Origin of the sequence: Sporosarcina sp. P20a (assembly GCF_002743175.1) — a bacterium.
In the GTDB taxonomy this organism is placed as follows: Bacteria; Bacillota; Bacilli; order Bacillales_A; family Planococcaceae; genus Sporosarcina.
This window is the reverse complement of record NZ_PDYT01000001.1, coordinates 555,752-573,919: the sequence shown is the minus strand read 5'-3', so window position 1 is coordinate 573,919 and position 18,168 is coordinate 555,752. Positions and strand designations below refer to the sequence as shown.

The following is an 18,168-nucleotide window of genomic DNA, read 5'->3' as shown; positions in this document are numbered from 1 at the left end:
AACTTTACTCTTGTGTACCGTTCTGCAATTCATACATCGTGTAGTACAAGCCCTTTTGCGCTAGCAACTCTGCGTGTGTCCCACGTTCGACGATTTCTCCGTGGTGGAGTACGAGAATTAATTCTGCATCAGCGATTGTACTTAGACGGTGTGCGATCGCAATCGTCGTACGGCCTTCGCGCATCTTCTCTAAACTTTTTTGGATCGCAACTTCCGTTTCCGTATCAATATTCGCTGTTGCTTCGTCGAGCACAAGAACTTTCGGGTTCATCGCAATCGTCCGTGCGAACGCGATTAATTGACGCTGTCCACTTGATAATGTCGAACCACGTTCCGTCACTTTTTGTTCATAACCGTTCGGCAACTCTTCAATAAAGTGATTGGCTTGAACGAACTCTGCGGCTTCTCGCACATCTTCATCTGTCAACTCTTCGTTATGCAGACGGATATTGCTTGCAACATCACCGTAAAACATGAACGGATCTTGCAAGACAAGTCCTACTTTCTTCCGCAATTCTTCTATTGGATACTCTTTTAGCGATACTCCGTCAATGAAGATGTCGCCGCGCTCGTATTCATAGAAACGCATAAATAGATTGATAATCGAACTTTTTCCACTTCCTGTATGACCGACAAGTGCAACCGTTTCGCCTGCATTCGCGGTAAAGGAAATATCTTTCAGTACATCATTTTTGCCGTCGTAACTGAACGTCACATTACGGAATTCGATCGTACCTTCTTGTATCTCTTGTGTAGATGCTGCTTTTTGTTCCGGTTCAATTTCCGGATTATCGATCAGCGCGAATACTCGTGACGCAGATACGATTGCTTGTTGGAACATCGACAAGCGTTGCATCACTTGATTGATCGGCTGGAATAGACGTCTTAGTAACGTAGTAAACGCATAGATAATCCCGACATCAACGACTGATGTAAGAGATGCCGTTCCAAAATAACTAAGTACCGCAACGATGGATAAGGCATACATCAAATCGATGAATGGCCCAAGCATCAAACTGTCAAAACGAATATTTCGCAGTCCGACGCGGTAATGTCCTTCATTGACTTCAATGAACTCGTCAGACAAGCGCTTCTCCTGGCGAAAGGCCTGAATCATGTCCATACCGGATAATGACTCGGAGATTTTCGCATTCAGCTGACTAAGCCGTTCTCGGATATCTTGATAGAAATCCGCGCTGTAATAGCGGTAGACCGATACGAGAATTAGGAATAGCGGCAACAGAATCAGTGTATAGAGCGCGAGTTTTCCGTCTAGCGTAAAGAGCGCAATATAGACACCAACAATTCCGAAGATCGCCTGCATGAATGTAACCGCCACACTGACGAACATTTCTTTGATTGATTCGGTATCATTCGTTACACGTGAAACGATTCCGCCAGCAGGTGTTTGATCGAAATATCGTAGTCCAAGCTTCTGGACTTTCGAGAATGCATCGATCCGGATTTGCTGGATGATCGCGAGTGCGAGCTCTTGAAATCGCAGTGTCTGGAAATACGACCCGACAATATTGACGAGTTGTAATCCGATGTAAACGAGTGCAATGATCCATACTTCTTTCGCTGGGAAATCTAGTGGTACAACGTAGTCATCGAGGAATCGCTGGATCACTAAAGGTCCAAGAATCGTCGATGTTACCGTCAACAGCAATAATAGAGTCGCAATCAGTGCACTTTTCTTCATTGGCAAGACGTATTTCGCTAGCCGCATGAATGTTTTGAACTGATCCCTGGCGGACATCTTCTGTTTGTTATTCATCTGCGCCGCCTCCTTGCTCTACGATCGACTCTAACTGTTGCAGATCGTACATTTCTTTATACACGCCATTTTGTGCAATTAAGCTATCATGGTCGCCAATTTCAACGACTTCACCTTCATCGAGAACAATAATCTGATGAGCGTGCTGAATAGCACTTAAGCGGTGCGACGTAATGATGGTCGTCTTACCCGTTCTTTCTTCTTTCAATGAACGAAGAATCGCTTCTTCCGTCCGGGCATCTACTGCGGATAATGAATCATCCAGCAACAATAGCTCGGGATCCATAAGCAACGCACGTGCAATCGACACACGCTGACGCTGTCCACCGGATAACGATACACCACGTTCTCCGACCATCGTTTCATAGCCTTCTTCAAAGGTCAGAATATCCTCGTGAATATGTGCGGATTTTGCAGCCGCCACAATTTTCTGCGGATCAATTTCCGGGTTTGTAAAGGCAATATTTTCACCGAGTGTCGTCGAGAATAAGAAATGGTCTTGCGGCACATAACCGATTGCCTGGCGCAAACATTCCTTCTTATACCGTGTAATCGGAATGCCACCATACGTAATCGTTCCCGTATACCCTTCAAACTCTCGCATTAATAACTTGAGAATCGCGGTCTTCCCTGAACCAGTCTTTCCGATGACGCCAAGTGTTTCACCTTGCTTGATCGTAAAGTGCAAATTACGTAATGACGCCCGCTTATCGTCTGGGAACTTGAACGTATCGATATCGAAGACAATATCTCCTTGCGGTAATTGGCTCACCGCATTTGGACGATCTTGAATGCCTTGCTCAACCGAAAGTAAATCTTGAATTCGGCTGTACGACGCATTTCCTCGTTCCACAATATTGAATAGGAAACCAATTGCCAACATCGGCCATGTTAACAGTCCTAAATAGGAAGTGAACGCGACCAAATCTCCGATCGACAACTCACCTGATAAAATGAAGCGTGTACCGAAATAAAAGGATAGGACATATGAGATCGCAAAAATCCCTGCAATCGTCGGATCGAACAACGCATCCACTTTCGCTACGCGCATATTCTCCTTAACGACTTGTTCGGAGCGTTTCGTGAATGATTCGACATCTTCTTTTTGCTGACCAAACGTCTTCAGCACTTTGATGCCTGAAATACTCTCTTGCGCTTTATCGTTCAAATCGGAAAATGCTTCCTGCGCTACGCGGAATCGACTACGTAATAATCGTCCATAATAACTCGTCAGGATAATCATCACCGGAATCGGCACAAGAGCGATCAGTGTTAATTTCCAACTAATCGAAAACGCCATCATCAAGATGACGAAACCACCTGTCGAAATCGAATCGAAAAGTGTCAGAATTCCTGATCCCGCCGTTTGTTGCACCGCATTGATATCATTCGTTGCATGTGCCATTAAATCTCCGACACGTCGTCGCTGATAAAATGAAGGTGACATGCGTGTGAAATGCGTAAACAGACGTTCTCTCATGACACGTGCGAGGTATACTGATGAGCCAAAAATCATCACGCGCCAAATATAGCGCAAGACATACATCAAGACTCCTGCCACTACTAGAATAATCATCCAGCGTGTTAGCATCTCCGCGGTCAATTCATCTTTCGCGACCGCATCGACAATAAAACCGATAATTTTCGGCGGGGCCAGTTGCAGTAACGCGACAATCATCAGGGCCGTGATCCCTATGCTGTATTGTTTTTTTCTTTCAGAAAAAAACCAGCGTAAATCCAGTAATACTTTCACTGGCTTTCCTCCTTTGTTCTGCATCACTTCTCTTGCAGTGTTTTTTATAGTGCTTGCTATTTGAGTTTAGCAAAACTTCTAGCATATCGAAAGTTACGGAACTGGGATATTTCAGTATTTGAAATAAATCCTCTCTATACTAGCGAGATCATACGACCTGATTCGACTTAATTTTATTTATAATGGCCACCGATTAATTGATTCCTTCTATACGCCGTACCGCCTGGCGTAACGGAAACCGCGCGAAGAATCGCAGCGGATCCATACTTCACACGAATTTCATCCATTACCTGACCAATTTTCTGTTGCTTCCAGTTCATTGGTTCAAATAAACTAAGTTGAAAACTGTCATGTTCTTCGAGATTCGACAAGTTGACGGAAATATGGCGCACGGGACGCCCGTCATGGAACGTTTCAAACAGCTCTAGGCAAACGCGATAAATCGCCATCGTTTCATTCGTCGCTTCCGGCAACGTTTTTTGACGATTGAAACCGCCACCTAGCGCGTGCTTTGAATAACCGAACGATAACGTAATCGTGCGCCCTTTCTTTTTGGCAAGCCGCGCGCGCATCGCTGTATCCTCACACATCTCAAGCAACACGGCCAACACTTCGTCAGTCGTCGTATAATCGCGCAACAACGTCTGACCTTTGCCGTAACTCACTTGCCCCTCGATCAATACCGAGCCGAGGTCGGAATAATCGATACCGTGCGCATGATAATACAGTTGATTGCCCATCACACCGAACTTCTTCTCCAAATTTTCAAGTGGCGTGTGCGCGAGATCACCGACCGAATAAATGCCCATATCTTCAAGCGTTCGTTCCACTCGCTTGCCAATCCCCCACATTTTATGAAGCGGGGCAACAGGCCATAACTTCGCCGGCACATCCTCATACGTCCAGTGCGCGATTCCCGTTTTCTTCGCTTCAAGATCTAGCGCAAGTTTCGATAGCAACATATTCGGCCCAACTCCACACGCCGAACGCAACTCGAATTGCCGGTACAACTCATCCTGAATGCGGAAAATCAACGTCTCAAGAGGACCCCACAGTTTTTCGGTACCCGTAAAATCGACAAAGCTTTCATCGATACTGTACACATGAATCGCTTCTTTTGGCACATAGCGGTTCAACAACTTCGTCAATTCCATCGACACATCGATGTAAAACTGCATTTTCGGTTCAATTAAACGAATGCTTGGATCGTCCGGAATCTCATACAGACGCATACCTGTCGTCACACCAAATCGTTTTTTTAGTGGCGGTGAAGCAGCTAGTACGACTCCGCCTTTTCTTTCGATATTGCCGACAATCGCAATCGGCACTTCCATTACATCGAGTCCTTCCATTGCCGCGGCGCAACTCGCGTAGAAGCTACGCATATCAAGACAGGCAATTTTTCTATTCGGTAATGGTTTCATATGGCATTCACCTCTCATAAGAACAAGTGTTCTTATGAGTAGTATACCCCCATTTATTGCGTTCAAGCAATGGAAATTCGCGGGATTTGCGTATATTTTTGGTGAATTCTTTAACTAGACAAAAATATCCCGAAAATCAGAGTGTGACCTCTCACTTTCGGGATATGCTATTCAGGTATACTTTTATAGTATAGTAATTATTTACAGGGAAATATCTTCAGGGGGTTGGCCTGATTTATTCATTAAACGAATCGCTTCTGGTTCAATTTTCAAAATAACCAAGTTCGGATCTTCAGGACCATCAAACCATGCTTTCATATGATCGTTCCAGATTTTCTCTTTCAAGCTTTCGTCATCGGAAATCGTGACACGGCCGGAATACTCGACGAACGCATCACCGAATCCTTCGCCTTCATAGCCAAGGAGAATATGCGTGTAAGGATTGTCGTCGAGCTCATCCACCTTTTCCGTTTTTTTATTCGTTGGTGTATACAAAGTCAAACCATCACTCATGAATGTCATATACCGGCTATACGGTTTGTTGTTGTCCACCGTTGCCATCGTGCCCGTCATACTCTCGTTCAAAATTTTAATCACTGTATCTTTTGCAGTCATTTACTTCCGCTCCTTTCGCGATTACTCCTAGTCTTCCCACCACCGCGATTTCTAAACCTGATACGTTTCGTGTAGATAACTCATTTCAGCCAATATTGACTGCCATTGCGGGTTTGACCAAAATATCCGTATTCCGTTAAATAATTCCGAAGTGTAATGAAATCTTCATGGATTGCCGAAAGTCGATCATTCATTTCATGTTTACTGTACGAAATGTCCCCGTCAAAGCGTTTACTAATTTCCTGGACAATAATCCGTCGCTGTTTTTCTGTCGCCGGCATTTCTTTTAGCTGGCCATCTGTTCCTTCAGGGAAAAACGTCCGCAATATCGCTTGCTGCTCATAAATAATCATCATGGAAAAGCTGAGATGCTTTATGTGGCGGAATAAACGCCTGTGTGTACGACTCGCGTTCCTTCAATAACTCCATCATCGCAAGAAATACTTTCGCCTGACGTTCTTTCTCTTTTAGCGCAAAGCGATGATGCCGCACAGTCGTCGCACTGCCGATCTCCAGTTCTTCTTGTATATCCTTATCGCTTTTTCCTTGATAGAATAAACGCAACAAATCACCTTGATGATCCGTAATGCCCGACCATTTCTTATCAAGTTCAAGCAAATACGCAAACACTGATTGATGCGAATGTTCGATATGCACGTGCATAAATCGCTCTGCTTCATACAGCGCATTTTCGTACGGATAAATCACACCTTTTTCAATCTGTTTACCACATAATAAACAATCATATGATGTAGAGCTTTCTATATAGCCTTGCTTTAATTCTGTTAATGAAGCATCCCAGAACGTTTCTGTAAATTCCATATATCTCACACTCCTAGTACATTTTTGGTCACAGCAAACAAAATGTATATTCGTTTGCTTAATATATTATATGATACCCCGTACGTTCTATGACTTCAATAGCGCAACAAACAATATTTGATTTTGTTTGTGGTCTTTCTTAGAGCGCTATCCATACAGTCGCCAAACAAAATTGCACGTGATACACTACTTTCATACATACACAAACGGGGTGACATTATGTGTTTACTGGCATTTCAATTGCAAAGCCATCCGAAGTATCAACTTGTTATGATGGCGAACCGTGATGAAGCATACGGACGTCCAGCGGCGCCAGCCGACTTCTGGAGTGATCATCCGGATATTTTAGCAGGACGTGATCTCGAACAAATGGGCACGTGGCTCGGCGTTAACAAACAAGGGAAAGTCGCTGCGTTGACGAATTATCGCGACTTTTCACTACCACAAACTGGCACACTGTCACGCGGTCATATCGTCTCTTCCTATTTACAATCAGAGCAGTCTGCACAAATATTCATGGAACAGTTGCATACGAACCGAGAGGATTATGCTGGTTGCAATGTGCTTGCCGGGTCAGCTCAGGAGATGTATTACTACTCGAACATCGAGCAATCTATCCAACAGCTAACTCACGGCACACACGGACTGAGTAATGCATTTCTAAATACTCCTTGGCCAAAAGTGGATAAAACGAAAGCCTTACTGGCAGAGTACTTAGAACAAACGGAGACGATCGATCCCGATGTCTTATTCCGTATGATGCAACGAGCGGAACGGTTTCCAACCGAACAGTTGCCTGACACAGGTGTAGGTGAGGATCTTGAGAGTTTGCTGTCTTCCATATTTATCGCATCAAAAGACTATGGCACGCGTTGCACAACAGTACTGACAATAGATAGTAAAGATCAAGTGGAATTCGAAGAGCGCACATACGAAAAAGGCATATGTGCTATCACACAGAAATTCTCTTTCCACATCGAAAAGCCGACTCACTCTTAAAAGAGTACAGCCGGTTTTTTTCTGTTTTTCATACATTATTTCCATATAATAGTTATAACATGTCCATATATTTTTTGAATTCAGCCAAGGCTTTTTCACGGTCTCCCGTACTGAATAAACGCTTATTCTCCGCTCCAATAATACGGTAATGCCCACCTGCGGTATGTTGTTGCAACTTATATTGCTGCCATTGCCCGATCTCCGTCCACCAATTAATCGACGCACTCGCTGCAGTTTCCCGCGAGTGAATCTCTGTATGTACTGCCATTTCAGCTAATTCGATTGGATCTTCTCCCATGACCGAGCGCAACAAAGCACTCTCACGAAACAGCGCGCAAACTACTACCGCAGTAGCCCAACCAATTTCCTGGCGACCTTTCTCCAGTTGCACTAAAGTCTTCTTTGAGATACCTATAATCGCCGCCATTTGATCTTGCGTATAGTCCATCTCTGTTCGAATTAACTTCAAGCGGGGCGACACTAAGTCAATAACCGTCTGCTTATTCACTACTTTATTCCTCCTTCGCACTAATAGTGTATAATTACACTATTAGTTACTAAAGTTATTTAACTTGTAAAATGGTTGTTTATTGTGTGTTTTTTCTTCATTCGTGTAAAATGACTTTTCTCTCTATAAGTAGTGTATCACAACTAGAATCCCTATATAAATCTCCATAGAAAAAACCTGCTGAACCGAAGTTCAACAGGTAGTAAATAGATCGTATTAAATCGTTCTTGTAGAATCCCAGTTTGTAATATCTTCCTCTAGCGGAATTTGTGCAGCTCGTGCTTTCACTGCCGCGTTGAAGAACAAAGCTACTAGGAAGATTGAGATGACAGTCGCTCCGATTAAAGAGACATTCATTGGTAATCCGAATCCAATGGCTGCGTTTAGTATATAGGTCGTCGTAGCCATCAGCATGAACGTTCCGGGTATGAGTGCAACCCAGTAGTTCTTACCGGCAATGAAGAGATACATCGCACCTACGAATAACGCAATGACAGCAGTCGACTGATTCGCCCAGGAGAAGTAACGCCATAGAATGTTGAAGTCTATTTGAGTTAACGCGATTGATATAGCAAACATCGGAAGTGCGATCCATAGACGACTCATGATTTTCGCTTGCGGATACTTAATGTAGTCCGCGATAATCATGCGGGCACTACGGAATGCCGTGTCGCCTGATGTGATGGGTAGGATGATGACACCGATCACCGCAAGTGTTCCTCCGACAGCACCAAGCATTGTCATGGATACTTCGCTCACAATAACTGCTGGTCCGCCAGCTGCAAGCAATTCACTCAATGTCACTCCGTTGAACAACGCCATACCAGCTGCTGCCCAGATCATCGCAATAATAGCTTCTGCAATCATCATACCGTAGAAAATTTTGCGACCTTGGCTTTCATTCTTCGTTGTCCGGGAAATAATTGGGGACTGTGTTGCATGGAAACCGGATAGCGCTCCACATGAGATCGTTAAGAATAATAACGGGAAGATTGGAATATTATCTGGATGTAAGTTCGCAAATGTTAATTCCGGAATTGGAACACCTTTGAACACCATCATGCCACCGATACCGACTGCACTGATCACAAGTAGTGCACCGAAGATTGGATAGAAACGACCGATGATCTTATCGATCGGTAATAGTGTTGCCAAAATATAATAAAGGAAAATAAGTGCTAAGATAATTCCCATTGCCATCCAACCATTCATTAGGTTGTAGAGCAGTCCTGCGGGTGCCGAAACGAATACCGTACCGACCAAGACGAGTAATAATAATGCAAACGCATTGACGATATGTTTCATCGCTTTACCTAAGAATTTTCCTGCTAGTTCAGGCAAGTGGGCTCCGCGGTTTCGGATGGAGATCATACCTGTCAGATAATCGTGTACAGCACCTGCGAAAATGGCACCAACGACAATCCAGATAAATGCGACCGGTCCGTATAAGGCTCCCATAATCGGGCCGAAAATCGGGCCAACTCCTGCGATATTTAGTAATTGAATCAATGAGTTCTTGCTAGTGCTCATTGGCACGTAGTCGACTCCATCTGCGCTTGTATACGCTGGTGTCGCACGCTCTTCCTTTACGCCGAACATTTTGACGATGTACTTACCATACGTAAAATATCCGACTATTAATAAGACGATAGAAAATAAAAATGTAATCAATGCTTTTTCCCTCCCTTATAGTGATAACGCTTACATCAACTATAATAGAAAGATGTCCGAACTATGACAAAATCTCGTAACATGTCAGAATCGCGAAGTAAGATGCACTCCGAGAGATTAACATGTTACGAGATGCTTTATCCTTCAAGGCGTTGACGTAATTCTTTGACATAATTTCGGCTAACTGCCAGTTTCTCCGGCCGCTCATCGACTTCTAGTTGATAGGCTCCATTGAACCAAGGCGTCAAACTACTGACGTGCACGAGGTTCACGAGAATGCTTTTATGAATCCGGAAGAACGACGAATGTGTCAATCTGCTTTCTAGTTCTTTTAATGTCATACGCGTTTCGTAATCGCGCGTAGGTGTCACGACCTTCGTCCATTTCTCTTCTCGGTGTACGTAAAGAATATCACCGATTGGAATATAGTGGATTTCACCTTCTGTTTCTACTGGTAATCGATCCATTCGTTTCGGTAACGTTTCAGATTGAGTCCGTTGCAGCAACTGTTCTACACGTTCGATCGTCTGCCGCAGTTGCTCTTCATCATACGGCTTCAGTAAATAGTCCATCGCATGAACACGGAACGCTTGTGCCGCGAATTGCGGGTAGGCAGTGGCGAAGATAATTAACGGTACTTTTTTCAGTGCACCTAGCGTCTTTGCCACTTCCATGCCATCAACTTTCGGCATTTCAATATCGAGGAACACGACATCCGGCTGTAGTTGCATCGCCTTGATAATTGCCGACTCCCCGGAATCTGCCTCTCCGACAACTTTCACTCGTTCAAATTGTCCAAGCAAATAAATCATCTCTTCGCGCGCATACCTTTCATCATCCACGACCAATGCGCGAATCGTTTCCGTCATATCCGTTCACCTCCGATTTCGGAATATGGAATGAAATCTTCGTTCCTTCATTCGGTGTACTTTCTATTGCCAGTCCCGAATTTTCATCAAACGTCATCTTCAAGCGTCGATTGACATTATACAGGCCAAGCCCAGTACCTTTTTCAGACTCGACTTGATCCTGTCCGAGCATAGCGAGCCGCTCAGGAACAATTCCCGTGCCGTTGTCCTCCACTATAATATGAATATCATCGCCTAGTTCATGTATCGAAATATGAACGCTTGCATTCGCGTCCAACTCTTTAATACCATGCGTAATTGCATTTTCCACGATGGGTTGCAACGTCAGTGGCGGAATCCTCTCTTGCAGGATGCTCGGATCCACATCGATACAAATCTTTAGCTTATCAATAAAACGCGCTTCTTCGATCATCAAATATGCTTCGACGTGTGCAAGTTCTTGCTGTAACGTAACCATCTTCGCCGTCGTGCCTTCGAGATTCTGGCGTAAGAAAAAGGACAGCGATGACAGCAATTTACGCGCTTCGTCCGGATTCGTTCGGATCAATGAAATAATAATATTCATCGAATTAAACAGGAAATGTGGACTAATTTGCGCTTGCAATGCCTGGATTTCCGCTTCCTTCGCTAGTTGATAAGCATGATCTGCCTCGGCAATTTCCAGTTGATTGCTGAGTAATTCTGCGAGTCCCGCAATTAATTCAATCGTGACATCGGTAATCGCTTTACGCGAAGGATAGAATAGTTTCAACGTTCCAATCGTTTCACCGCGTGTTTTAAGTGGCGCAATAACAATAGCCCCTGATGCCGATACACTCGGATGTTCATGCATGACAGAGTCTGTGACTATGAGCCGACCTTCTCGAATCACTTGACGCGTTAAATCCGTCTGGATCGAACCTTCCATAACCGTCCCTTTGGATCCGACAAACGCAAGAATATCCGTTTTATCCGTCATCGCGACAGCACCTGGTTGCAACTCGTCTAGGAGGATACCGCACACCGCGGTGGCCGTATCTTTTCGCATGCCTGTCCGTAAATAACCCAGTGTCTGATCCGCAATACGCAATGTTTTTTGCGCTTGTAACGCCGTCATTTTATCTTGATCACTGATGACATTATACGCAATCAGCATGAATAAGGCAGTCCCAATACCGTTTGCTAAAATCATCGGTAAGCCAATCGCTTGTACCAATGCAAACGCTTTCTCAAACGGCTCTGCAATAACGACAATGAGCAACATTTGCAACGCTTCCGCAGCTGCACCAATCGCAAATGCCAAAAGTGGACTGATGTGCTTGCCTTTCTTATAGAAGTAACCTGCAAGAACACCAGAAATAATAGTGGAAATCCCACACGAAATAGCCGTGAATCCCCCTAAAGACATCCGATGAATCCCAGCAATAAGTCCAGCACCGATTCCAAGTCGATAGCCACCGAGCAAACCTGCAACAACAACCCCGATTACACGGGAATTCGCAATTGCCTCATCAGTATCGAGTTGCCATGACATATTTTCAAAATGAAACGTCTGCATATCTAGTGCCACACCAAAATACGTTCCGAAAATCCCGAACAATCCAAAAAAGAGTATCGCCGTCAGCTCTTGCCGACGATCCAATACATCTTGATGGATCATATTTTGGAAAAACCGAAAACGAGTCAGAAGGAAAGCGACCGCCACAATCATTCCGACCCGTTCGAACATGATGATCAGTAAATCGAGCATCGCTTTCCTCCGTTCTCAGAGATTACTTTTGTATCGCTTTGTTGACGACAGACACAACTTCCAAGCGTGTCATCTTCTCGCGCCCTTCTTTTAGCGCATCCAGTGTACTATGCGCCAAAGCCAACGGAATATTACAGAAGTTCAAAATCGTCTTCGTATGGATATCTTCAATGTACGCATCCGCTAACGCCAAGTTCTCTTCTGCATAGGCAAACATTTCCGGCAGCTTCCAGTCGTTCGGGAAGAAGTTCACGTCACGCACCGCGTCTTCCTTATAGTTACGTAGAATATTAACAGACTGCAACCCGCGACCAAAACCAATCGCTAGGTCTCGATCCGTCTCCGTACCATCATACCAGCGCCAAATATCCGCAAGCATCACGCCCACTAATCCAGCGACATAATACGTATAGTCATCGAGATCTTCACGCGTCTCGATCACCCAGTCCTTACCTGCCCACTCCGCCATGCCGCGACCCATGATCGCAGTCGATTCAAGTACTTTATTACGTGCCGTTTCCGGACAGAACTCTACCCAGTCAGCTAAGCGCAACGTCACTTCAGGCAACTGATCACGGTATGGTGCGAATAACTCGTCCAGTGCAGACGCCATCGATTCACCTGTTGCGATTCCGCGGTCTAGAATATCGCTTACTTTATTCAGTAAGTCAATGACGATCGACACGTCCAGTTGTTCATGATCTTCAATTTCATCGATTGCACGCATACACAAGTATGCAGACGCAACGGCTTCGCGAACGTTTGGTTCAAGTAATTTAATCGGTATGTAGAATGTACGGCTTGTCTCTTTTAAGACTTTCATTGCTTCTTTTTGTAATTTCGCTTCGGTTTTCATATAAGGTTCCCTCCATCAATCTTTGCACAGGTTGTAATTATATAGAATGGGTTTATTATAGCATTGATTGTATTCGGGGTGCGACTGGAAAGGTGTTGGGGGAGGAAAAGCAAGTAGGATGTGTGACGATTTGTGCCTAAGATTGCTGAATGAGGAATGGGGTGGCGCCGTTTCGCTGCGTTCCAGGCGGACGCGTTCGGGAGGCCCCGCGGTGAACCAACTAGTCGCAGTGCTCCTTTTAGTTGGTTCACCTGATCGGGCTAATCCTCCTTGTGTCGCCGCCTTCCACTTCACTGGATGGACGTTTTTACTTAGGGAAGGTATATGTTCAAGTAGTAGTTCTCTGACTGCGACGAAACAAATCCTATAAAAAAGCTACCTAGAGTCAACGTACTGACTTTCTAGGTAGCTACTTCTATTTTCACTATTACTCAGTCCGCGTATCATCTCTCCCACGACGAACCAAATACAAAATCCCTTCAATTGCAAGTACAACCAACAATGAAATCCCGAACAGTGGCATGATGACACCTAAAAACACCATAAGCACAACAAACCCTATCGAAATTTTACTCGTCGTCTTAGGCGGTGCCGAAATATTTCCTTTTCTCTTGCGTGACAACCACATCTTGAATCCGTAGAAAATCAGGAATAAAAATGCCAGGCACACAATTAAATTGATAATTTTATTCGGTAAGCCAAACAGGTGACCCTCGTGCAGAGGAATTCCCCACGTAAACCACTTCGCCAAGATTCCATACTCATCATACCCAACTTTGGAGATCAAATCGCCGCTGTATTGATCAAAATATGAAGTCATTTCTTCAGCAGGATTTACATCTAACCCTGTTACACCTGTATTACTTCCTTTCGATACCGTGAACACACCATCTTCAGAAAATGGATAGACGATCGAATACGGTGTTGAAATCTTTTCGCCCTGTACTTTTTCCATAAATTCTTCAACAGCAATCCCATTATGGCCCATGTCCATTCCTGATATATCCCCATTTCCACCATGATTCGCGTGTGGATCTGGCTTATCGGATGTAGGGGCTTCTTCTTTACGAGTTGCCCAAGGAATCTCACTCATATCAGAAGTAGGTGGCTGTTGTTGTAGCAACGGCGTTCCGATAGAAGGATGTTCTTGAGAAGCGGTATAGATGAAATTCCCCATGAATGCGGACCAGGGAAGCCCTGTGAAAATAAGAATAATCATGGGAATGGTAATGATTGTACCGATTAACGCATGAATCCGTTTAAATTGAAGTCGTCGTGTCGATTTCTTCGGTTTCTTCAGCGCACGACTTTTGAATGTCATATACAGTCCGGAAAATAATAAAAAGATTGCCCAGCATGCAGCTAATTCAACTAAGTAATTGACGACAGTTCCGCCCACAAAAAGTGAACTATGAACATTTCTCATAATATTAGCATACGTATACTTTGGATTTTGGAAGCCGACTATTTCGTTATGGTCATCTAAAAATACGTATTTCTCTTCACCTGACTCGGACTTCAACGTCAGCCTCGTATTATACGGCTCATCCAGGATCATAATCTTCGAAACTTCAAATCCTTCGTTCTCCTGTTTCACGAGAGAAATTCCTTCATCAATCGTCAGTTGGGACGTTTCTTCGCTAGTACCAAAGAAAAGATCCTTGTACGCAACATTTTCAACATTATTGTAAAACAAGTACCCAATTCCACTCAGCGTAAGTGTAATCAGAAGTGGAGCCATGAACAGTGCACCAAAAAAGTGCCATCTCCAAAAACGATTGTATGTACCTTTTTTCATTGTGTCCCCTCCTCATCTAGTTAGTTATCATTTTATAGCTAACGCAATCGATCTCGTTTTGGATCACTATATCTCCAACATTATGGGCATTTTTAAAGAATGAAGTGAACGAAAGCGTTATCAATTGCATATAAGCTTTTGTAAGTAAACCATGAAGATATGAACTATGAATGAATTAGAGATCATTTTTTCATTTTCTACTATTCAGTACCAAGGACTCCATTATTAATAGTAAGCAGATTCTTTTTCTAATTTGAATACTTTTCAAAACAAGAGGTAGAAAGTAAAGAGGTTATTTAAAAGGAGTGAAGTTGGATGAAAAACGTATTTGGATGGAGAGAAACTGGATTTCTTGGATTTGAAACTATAAAAGAATTATGGAAGCAGGGGTATGAAGTTTCTACGATTGCGCGCAATCCTGAAATGATGGAGCATCACTTTAAATTACATATTTTAAATTAGAATCCAATAGCGCCATATACGTTATGTTTTCTCTTATTATTTTTTAAAAATATGTTTCATAACTGTGCATTTCTTAATAAAAAAGACATCCGAACAATCGAATGTCTTTCTAAAATGTTTACTTAACTTCCTCTATATCCCCATCAGGATAAATCATATAATTCTTTAATTCCATTCCTGATCCTAAAATAGCCGCATCGTGTTCTTCTTTGCTGACATATTCTTTCACATCCACAAATAAGATCCCATTTAGATTATTTATAACAGTTGTAGTATTATCGTTGAAATTTATAATGAAATGAACCTCGCCATCTTTCATATATAAATCCTTGTATGACAGTACATATTCTTCAATATCAACGTTGTCAGCGATAGTCACTTTTCTCCAATTACCAGTCTTATCATTTCTAACATCACCTGGCTTTTGTTTTGTGATTTTCTTAAAATCTTTATTACTTTTGCCTATGATATTGTCTTTATTTTTTACTTCATCCCATTCACTTTCGGCATTATCTGCTTCCACCTCTTCTACAGGTGCTTCTTCATTAGGTGTCGTATCATCGTTCACCTGAACATCTTCTGGCATTTTTTCAAGTTCCTCTTTCACATCTTCAGTCCCGCACGCAGCTAACAATCCCGCTACCAACATAAGTGTTACTAGTTTTTTCAAACCAATCTCCTCCTACTGGGCATTGTACCCAATTCATTTAATAATGCAAGTGGACTATTCATCATTAACAATATCTATCACTTTAATCATTTGGCAACACGGCCTTTTATGTCTAGTGATATTCAATGTACAGACGGCAGATTTCATGAAACGTTTCAAATTACTTAAAATCATTTATACAAACTTAAAAGACGTGTCCTCCCAACCTTTTAATGGTCAACAGTAGACGTCTTTTAATTTACATTACATCTTGACGCGTGTTATTGCAGTTCTAATTCCGCTATCATCACTTGAACACGCTCTAACGATAACCCCGTTGTTTCAGCCACGATTTCTACATCTAGTTTCTTCAATAGAAGATTACGTGCTATATGTTCTTTTTCGCCTGTTTTACCCTTTTCTATCCCTTCCTCCCTAGCCTTCTCTTCTCTCCACTTCGCCTCATTCACTGCTGCTTCCTGATCTAGAACTTGTTTTAAGCGCACTTCATATGCGAGTCGTCCATCCGAATCCAGACTCATTTCATTCCAACTTGTAAATGCATTTTGCAAATGTTGGTCAGTCATTGCAATCGCCTCCAGTTCTTTGTAAATATCTTCATAAATAGGTTGTTTTCGTTGGTCTACGATACTCAATAGAAGCAAATAGCGAGCCATACATCATTCTAAAGTACTGTGATAGAGTAAGAAACAGCTTACTATTTAGGTAAATACGGACTAATATAAATAGCGAATTCTTGTAATCGATCCTCATACTCCGGATTAATCCGTTTCGTGTATTTCATAATGGCGCGCGTCAGTAGTGCTCTAGTCTCAGCAAAGTTGTACTCGTCCTCATTTTGATTATAAATGGACTTGACTGGTTTGATCGTGAAAAAGTCATCCATTGTGCCGTTGCTATTTAACTCCATATAATTATGGGCATCGACTGACAACACGCTGTATACACGTGCTAGAAGATCTTGATCTCCATCGTTTTCATCCGCCACTACCTTTGCTAACTGGTTGATGCTGCGAGGTCCATTATGAAGCGCGTGCCACTTAGGTATAAATCTCCTTTTGTCACGTTGTTGCAATTCATTATATTGAGTCACTACTTCCTTTAACTCGTCTTTCATTAGTTCCATTTGATGTTGTTGAATGGTCAAAGGGCAAATTAACGGACGAATTGTTTTGACGTTTGATTGATCTCTTGTGTAGTGTCTGTAAATGATAGTAGATTCCTTTCAATTATATAGTTTCATATAAAAGGGCGTGTCCTCTAGGTTAGTAAGTTACCTAGAGGACACGCTTTTACATTTTTGAGACGTAGGTCGGACCGTTTCGATAGGATATATGTATCGATACTCTCGATCGATGGTTTTTACTAGATTACTCTTTGACTTCACCCACTTGGAAATATTGATTCTTAAAAATATTTACCAAGTTCAAGTGATAATGATACACTTATACTCAAGCGATATATTGATTCTACTGGAGGTAGATTCCATGAACTGGGTTGAGATTCTTTCATTAAATGTAGGGAAACCAAAAGAAATGGATTTTGGAAAAAAGTCTGTTTCGACTGGTATTTTTAAAGTGCCAATTTCTCAAGCAGTCTTTTTATCCTCTATGAACTTTACCGGTGACGGTCAAGGTGATCTCGTTCATCACGGCGGTGTTCATAAAGCGGTTTGTGTGTATCCACATGAACATTATTCTCATTGGGAACGCGTCTTAGAGAGAACGCTTTCGTATGGTGCGTTTGGTGAAAACCTTACCCTAACAGGGATGACGGAAGAAGACGTATGTATCGGTGACTCTTTTCAGCTCGGTGAAGCGATTGTTCAAGTGAGTCAGCCTCGCCAGCCTTGTTTTAAGTTGGCGCTTGTCTATGAACGAAAAGATTTACCGCTTCTTGTACAAGATACAGGTTTTACAGGCTTTTATTTCCGCGTGTTGCGTGAAGGGTTGGTTTCGCCTATGGATACATTAATTCCGTTAACACGCCAAGTACATGCTATTTCAGTATCGGAGGCGAATCGGCTGATGCATCATGATAAACAGGACTTGGAAGGTGTGCGTCGGTTGCTGGAAGTTGAAGAACTGTCTCCGAGCTGGCGCAAGACGTTTGAAAAGCGGGTGGCGGGTCAGGATGTAGATACTAGCGAACGGATTTCTGGTGAAAAGTGAAGTGGGTATTGGATCCACATGTAGTAGACTATAGTTTATTTCAC

General features: G+C 43.0%; 18 protein-coding genes. 3 read left to right on the top strand and 15 right to left on the bottom strand.

Features of this window, described 5'->3' with window-relative positions:
* Nucleotides 1–4: 4 nt before the first annotated feature.
* From CSV72_RS02995 to CSV72_RS02975, 6 genes are all read right to left on the bottom strand, one after another.
* Nucleotides 5–1,777 carry an ABC transporter ATP-binding protein gene (locus tag CSV72_RS02995; RefSeq protein WP_099677033.1) on the bottom strand — a complete coding sequence of 591 codons (1,773 nt, stop codon included), beginning with the start codon at nt 1,775–1,777 and terminating at the stop codon, nt 5–7.
* Nucleotides 1,770–3,530 carry an ABC transporter ATP-binding protein gene (locus CSV72_RS02990; RefSeq protein WP_099677032.1) on the bottom strand — a complete coding sequence of 587 codons (1,761 nt, stop codon included), beginning with the start codon at nt 3,528–3,530 and terminating at the stop codon, nt 1,770–1,772. The genes CSV72_RS02995 and CSV72_RS02990 overlap by 8 nt, the downstream gene beginning before the upstream one ends.
* 173 nt (nt 3,531–3,703) lie before the next feature.
* Nucleotides 3,704–4,954 carry a Y-family DNA polymerase gene (locus CSV72_RS02985; RefSeq protein WP_099633473.1) on the bottom strand — a complete coding sequence of 417 codons (1,251 nt, stop codon included), beginning with the start codon at nt 4,952–4,954 and terminating at the stop codon, nt 3,704–3,706.
* Nucleotides 4,955–5,155: 201 nt separating this feature from the next.
* The gene (locus CSV72_RS02980; RefSeq protein ID WP_099677031.1) at nt 5,156–5,569 is read right to left on the bottom strand and encodes a pyridoxamine 5'-phosphate oxidase family protein; all 414 of its coding nucleotides are present in this window, start codon (nt 5,567–5,569) and stop codon (nt 5,156–5,158) included.
* Between the two features lie 80 nt (nt 5,570–5,649).
* On the bottom strand, nt 5,650–5,925 hold the full coding sequence (locus CSV72_RS17255; protein ID WP_369802865.1) for a DUF2087 domain-containing protein: 276 nt from the start codon (nt 5,923–5,925) through the stop codon (nt 5,650–5,652).
* A complete protein-coding gene (locus CSV72_RS02975; protein WP_369802864.1) occupies nt 5,909–6,391 on the bottom strand; it encodes a helix-turn-helix transcriptional regulator in 483 nt (160 codons plus the stop codon). Before CSV72_RS02975 ends, CSV72_RS17255 begins: the two co-directional genes overlap by 17 nt.
* 219 nt (nt 6,392–6,610) lie before the next feature.
* Here CSV72_RS02975 and CSV72_RS02970 point away from each other — a divergent pair, with 219 nt between their 5' ends.
* The gene (locus CSV72_RS02970; protein WP_099677030.1) at nt 6,611–7,390 is read left to right on the top strand and encodes an NRDE family protein; all 780 of its coding nucleotides are present in this window, start codon (nt 6,611–6,613) and stop codon (nt 7,388–7,390) included.
* A gap of 52 nt (nt 7,391–7,442) precedes the next feature.
* Here CSV72_RS02970 and CSV72_RS02965 read toward each other — a convergent pair whose 3' ends face one another.
* From CSV72_RS02965 to CSV72_RS02940, 6 genes are all read right to left on the bottom strand, one after another.
* Nucleotides 7,443–7,898: a helix-turn-helix transcriptional regulator gene (locus CSV72_RS02965; protein WP_099677029.1), complete on the bottom strand. Its 456-nt coding sequence runs from the start codon at nt 7,896–7,898 to the stop codon at nt 7,443–7,445.
* Between the two features lie 216 nt (nt 7,899–8,114).
* Entirely contained in the window at nt 8,115–9,569 is a 1,455-nt protein-coding gene (locus CSV72_RS02960) for a carbon starvation CstA family protein (RefSeq protein WP_099633478.1), read from the bottom strand.
* Nucleotides 9,570–9,706: 137 nt separating this feature from the next.
* Nucleotides 9,707–10,438 carry a LytR/AlgR family response regulator transcription factor gene (locus tag CSV72_RS02955; RefSeq protein WP_099677028.1) on the bottom strand — a complete coding sequence of 244 codons (732 nt, stop codon included), beginning with the start codon at nt 10,436–10,438 and terminating at the stop codon, nt 9,707–9,709.
* Nucleotides 10,404–12,167: a LytS/YhcK type 5TM receptor domain-containing protein gene (locus tag CSV72_RS02950; RefSeq protein ID WP_099677027.1), complete on the bottom strand. Its 1,764-nt coding sequence runs from the start codon at nt 12,165–12,167 to the stop codon at nt 10,404–10,406. The genes CSV72_RS02955 and CSV72_RS02950 overlap by 35 nt, the downstream gene beginning before the upstream one ends.
* A 22-nt stretch (nt 12,168–12,189) precedes the next feature.
* Nucleotides 12,190–13,023: a squalene/phytoene synthase family protein gene (locus CSV72_RS02945; RefSeq protein WP_099661362.1), complete on the bottom strand. Its 834-nt coding sequence runs from the start codon at nt 13,021–13,023 to the stop codon at nt 12,190–12,192.
* 427 nt (nt 13,024–13,450) lie between these two features.
* Complete coding sequence (locus CSV72_RS02940) at nt 13,451–14,821, bottom strand: PepSY-associated TM helix domain-containing protein (RefSeq protein WP_099677026.1); 1,371 nt, start codon at nt 14,819–14,821, stop codon at nt 13,451–13,453.
* 315 nt (nt 14,822–15,136) lie between these two features.
* On the opposite strand from CSV72_RS02940, the gene CSV72_RS16530 reads away from it, so the two are divergent.
* On the top strand, nt 15,137–15,283 hold the full coding sequence (locus CSV72_RS16530) for an SDR family oxidoreductase (RefSeq protein ID WP_143561143.1): 147 nt from the start codon (nt 15,137–15,139) through the stop codon (nt 15,281–15,283).
* Between the two features lie 118 nt (nt 15,284–15,401).
* On the opposite strand, the gene CSV72_RS02935 is transcribed toward CSV72_RS16530, so the two are convergent.
* The 3 genes from CSV72_RS02935 to CSV72_RS02925 form a co-directional block, all read right to left on the bottom strand.
* Nucleotides 15,402–15,953 carry a hypothetical protein gene (locus tag CSV72_RS02935; protein ID WP_099677025.1) on the bottom strand — a complete coding sequence of 184 codons (552 nt, stop codon included), beginning with the start codon at nt 15,951–15,953 and terminating at the stop codon, nt 15,402–15,404.
* A gap of 260 nt (nt 15,954–16,213) precedes the next feature.
* On the bottom strand, nt 16,214–16,588 hold the full coding sequence (locus CSV72_RS02930) for a hypothetical protein (RefSeq protein ID WP_158232133.1): 375 nt from the start codon (nt 16,586–16,588) through the stop codon (nt 16,214–16,216).
* Nucleotides 16,589–16,650: 62 nt separating this feature from the next.
* Nucleotides 16,651–17,100: a hypothetical protein gene (locus CSV72_RS02925; protein WP_158232132.1), complete on the bottom strand. Its 450-nt coding sequence runs from the start codon at nt 17,098–17,100 to the stop codon at nt 16,651–16,653.
* Nucleotides 17,101–17,440: 340 nt separating this feature from the next.
* Here CSV72_RS02925 and CSV72_RS02920 point away from each other — a divergent pair, with 340 nt between their 5' ends.
* A complete protein-coding gene (locus CSV72_RS02920) occupies nt 17,441–18,124 on the top strand; it encodes an MOSC domain-containing protein (RefSeq protein WP_099677022.1) in 684 nt (227 codons plus the stop codon).
* Nucleotides 18,125–18,168: the final 44 nt, after the last annotated feature.

What these genes read in the sequence shown, in the direction of transcription:
- CSV72_RS02955 (WP_099677028.1), bottom strand. Translation starts at nt 10,438, where the DNA reads ATGACGGAAACGATTCGCGCATTGGTCGTGGATGATGAAAGGTATGCG.
- CSV72_RS02950 (WP_099677027.1), bottom strand. Translation starts at nt 12,167, where the DNA reads ATGCTCGATTTACTGATCATCATGTTCGAACGGGTCGGAATGATTGTG.
- CSV72_RS02985 (WP_099633473.1), bottom strand. Translation starts at nt 4,954, where the DNA reads ATGAAACCATTACCGAATAGAAAAATTGCCTGTCTTGATATGCGTAGC.
- CSV72_RS02940 (WP_099677026.1), bottom strand. Translation starts at nt 14,821, where the DNA reads ATGAAAAAAGGTACATACAATCGTTTTTGGAGATGGCACTTTTTTGGT.
- CSV72_RS02995 (WP_099677033.1), bottom strand. Translation starts at nt 1,777, where the DNA reads ATGAATAACAAACAGAAGATGTCCGCCAGGGATCAGTTCAAAACATTC.
- CSV72_RS02975 (WP_369802864.1), bottom strand. Translation starts at nt 6,391, where the DNA reads ATGGAATTTACAGAAACGTTCTGGGATGCTTCATTAACAGAATTAAAG.
- CSV72_RS02920 (WP_099677022.1), top strand. Translation starts at nt 17,441, where the DNA reads ATGAACTGGGTTGAGATTCTTTCATTAAATGTAGGGAAACCAAAAGAA.
- CSV72_RS02970 (WP_099677030.1), top strand. Translation starts at nt 6,611, where the DNA reads ATGTGTTTACTGGCATTTCAATTGCAAAGCCATCCGAAGTATCAACTT.
- CSV72_RS17255 (WP_369802865.1), bottom strand. Translation starts at nt 5,925, where the DNA reads ATGATGATTATTTATGAGCAGCAAGCGATATTGCGGACGTTTTTCCCT.
- CSV72_RS16530 (WP_143561143.1), top strand. Translation starts at nt 15,137, where the DNA reads ATGAAAAACGTATTTGGATGGAGAGAAACTGGATTTCTTGGATTTGAA.
- CSV72_RS02945 (WP_099661362.1), bottom strand. Translation starts at nt 13,023, where the DNA reads ATGAAAACCGAAGCGAAATTACAAAAAGAAGCAATGAAAGTCTTAAAA.
- CSV72_RS02980 (WP_099677031.1), bottom strand. Translation starts at nt 5,569, where the DNA reads ATGACTGCAAAAGATACAGTGATTAAAATTTTGAACGAGAGTATGACG.